The sequence below is a fragment of the Streptomyces sp. NPDC006326 genome (assembly GCF_040612915.1).
In the GTDB taxonomy this organism is placed as follows: domain Bacteria; phylum Actinomycetota; class Actinomycetes; order Streptomycetales; family Streptomycetaceae; genus Streptomyces.
Genome location: NZ_JBEXRC010000112.1, coordinates 1 through 1895 on the forward strand (window position 1 = coordinate 1; position 1895 = coordinate 1895).

Annotated in this window: 1 protein-coding gene; it reads left to right on the plus strand. The window is 67.7% G+C overall.

Features of this window, described 5'->3' with window-relative positions; genetic code table 11:
* The first annotated feature begins 376 nt into the window (after positions 1-376).
* Positions 377-1534, plus strand: a complete 1158-nt coding sequence (locus ABZ128_RS35520) for an acyltransferase (RefSeq protein ID WP_356854034.1) — start codon at positions 377-379, stop codon at positions 1532-1534.
* The last annotated feature ends 361 nt before the right edge of the window (positions 1535-1895 follow it).

Below are 1895 nucleotides of genomic sequence, written 5' to 3' on the forward strand. Positions count from 1 at the left end.
CGTCAGCGATGCCCAGGCCGTTTCCCGCCGCCCGTTCCCCATCCGGGGCCGATAGGGCACTTTTCCGGGCCCCGGCCGGGTCAAGCCGCAGAGGACGACGATGAGATGACCATCGGGGGCGGATCGGGCCACCAGCGCCTCAGATCGCTACACAGTTGCGCTTGGCTTGGCGTCACCCGGCCCGTTTGGGGTGCTCATATACGCGATGGATCGCTACACAGCCGGTGTTGGTCTGGCGTCCGGCGGGCGTCTGGGGTGGCGGTTCGCCCAGGTGAGGGCTGGCGGCTCTTGAGTGCGCCACGAGCACGCGTCGGTACAAAGAGCGGTGTAAATCCCGACCCAGGCCTCGGCTGCCATCCCCGAGAACGGAAAACCCATGGCCACTGACCAAGTACTGGCCGGCTCCGCTCCGGCCGTCGAAAGCGGCGAAGCCCTTCAGCCGAAGCGGCCGCGAGTATCCCGGTTGCCCTCGCTCACCGGGTTGCGATTCCCCGCCGCGCTGGCCGTGTTCGCCCATCATGCGTTCCTTCCGATACCTCCGCTGCGGCTGCTGGCCGACGACGACACCGAGTACCGGCTGGCCGGCTGGTTCGCTCAGGCCGGCGGGCTGGGGGTGTCGTTCTTCTTCGTGCTCAGCGGGTTCGTACTGGCCTGGTCGGCGCGGGAGGGTGACACCACGACCGGGTTCTGGCGACGCAGATTCGTCAAGATCTACCCGAACTACGTGGTCACCTGGGCGCTCACCATGGTGCTGTTCGCGGCCTTCTACACCCCCGCGCGCGTGGCCATCGCCAACCTGTTCATGGTTCAGGTGTGGTGGCCCGCCTACTTCACCAACTTCAGTGTGGACGCCCCGAGTTGGTCGCTGGCCGTGGAAGCCGTCTTCTACCTGTGCTTCCCGCTGCTGCTGCGGGTCTTCCGGCGCATCGACCCCCGCAACCTGAAGTACTGGATCGCCGGGGCGATGGCAGCGGTGGTGGCGACCCCCGCCCTCGCGTACGCCCTGTTCCCCAGTACCCCGCGCGTGCCCAGCGGTCACGACACCTCGGTCTCGCAGTACTGGTTCAGCTACGTGCTGCCGCCGGTCCGGTTGGTCGACTTCGCGCTCGGCATCCTCGTGGCACTCGCGGTGAAGCACGGGCGCTGGCGCAACATCGGCATGGTCTGGTCGACCCTGCTGCTCGTCGGCGGTTACGCACTGACCTTCCACGTGCCCTACCTCTACGGGCAGCGTGCCACGATGATCCTGCCGATCGTGCTGCTGATCGCAGCCACGGCGATCGCGGACGTCGAGGACCGTTTCACCTGGTTCCGGAGCCGCACGATGGTCTGGCTGGGCGAGATCTCCTTCGCCTTCTACCTGCTGCACTACACCGTGATGTGCTCACTGCGCTGGGCGCTCGGCACCGAGATGTACTCCAATGCGGTCGGCATCTCCCTCCTGGCCGGCACCGCCGTCGTGACCGTGCTCCTCTCCTGGGCGCTCTACGCCCTGGTGGAGACCCCACTCGTACGCCGCTACAGCCGCCCCTGACCCACCCTCTCTTCGCACCCCCGCCCGGGTGGCCCCCGCCACCCGGGCCACCCGTGTCAGCCCATGCAACCAGCGACAGGCGCACAGATGGGGTAGTCGCCTCTTCGCAACCTCACACGGCCGTCGGACGCCAAACCAACACCGACTGTGTAGCGATCTGTCGCGCACCTCCAGACGGGCCGGGGGACGCCAAGCCAAGCGCAACTGTGTATCGATCTGAGGCGCTGGTGGCCCCGGTCCGGCCCCGATGGTCATCTCATCGTCGCTCTCTGCGGCTTGACCCGGCCGGGGCCCGGAAAAGGGGGCCGATCGGCCCCGGATGAGGAACGGGCGACGGGAAACGGCGCCTGCATCGCCGACA